1 protein-coding gene is annotated in these 1,162 nt (G+C 67.5%); it reads left to right on the top strand.

The annotated features are described in order from the left end of the window. Positions 1-1,162: SpnB-like Rossmann fold domain-containing protein (locus ACWGI2_RS42070; RefSeq protein ID WP_453701340.1), on the top strand; the 1,162-nt coding region annotated here is incomplete at both ends.

Here is a 1,162-nt window from a genome sequence, read left to right as displayed (position 1 = left end):
ACGTACGGCTGCCCTTCGCCTGGAACGGCGTCACCATCCACGCCACCGACGCCACCCACCTACGCGTCACCCTCACCACCACAGGCAACGACATCTCCGTCCAGGCCTGGGACCCCACCGGCGCACCCGTCGCCACCGTCACCACACTCGCCTCCCGCCCGATCGACCCCACCGCACTGCAGAAGAACATCGGCACGGGAACGCGCAACAGCCTCTTCCACATGGCCTGGAAGCCGGTCGAAGCAGGCCATGAAGGTGTGGATGAGGACCAGATCGATGTCTACGCGACCCCAATCGACCTGGAGGATCGAAGCCCGGCAGCTGCGCATACCGCGGCAGAAACGGTCCTGACTCACCTGCAATCATGGCTGACCACCAACGAGGCCACCGAGCGCCGTCTGGTGATCCTGACCCGGTCCGCCGTGGCCACTGGTCCCGCCGAGGACATCCACCTGGCCCACGCCCCCTTGTGGGGTCTGGTCCGCACGGCCCAGAACGAAAACCCGGGCCGCATACACCTCATCGACACCGACGACCCGGCCGAGACCTCGTACATCACCCAGGGCCTGGCCACAGGTGAACCTCAACTCGCCTACCGCCGTGGTCAGTTCTTCGTGCCCCGTCTGGAACGCGCCGAGGGCAACGGCGTACTCGACCTGCCCGAGCAGAGCTGGAAGCTGGCTGCCGGTTCCGCCGGCACCATCGAAGCGGTCACCTGCGCGGTCACTCCCGAGTGGGATGCCCCCCTGGCCAGCGGGCAGGTGCGCGTCGACGTCCGTGCGATCGGGCTGAACTTCCGCGACACCCTTATCGCCCTGGGCATGTACCCCGGCGACGCACCCCTCGGCAGCGAAGGCGCCGGTGTCGTCACAGAAATCGCCGACGACGTCACCGGCATGGCGGTCGGGGACCGGGTTATGGGCGTCTTCATCGATGGCGCGGGTGCGCGGACGGTCACCGATCACCGTCTGGTCACCCTTATGCCCGAGGGTTGGTCCTTCACGACGGCCGCGGGCGTTCCCGTCGCCTTCCTGACCGCGTACTACGCGCTGTACGACCTCGCCGATCTGCAACCCGGCGAAACACTCCTCCTCCACGCCGCCACCGGAGGAGTCGGCTCAGCAGCCCTCCAACTCGCCCAACACACCGGCGCCGACATCTA

The organism is Streptomyces sp. NPDC054866 (genome assembly GCF_053610745.1).
The sequence above is the reverse complement of the archived record's forward strand: the minus strand, read 5'-3'. Positions and strand labels throughout refer to the sequence as shown.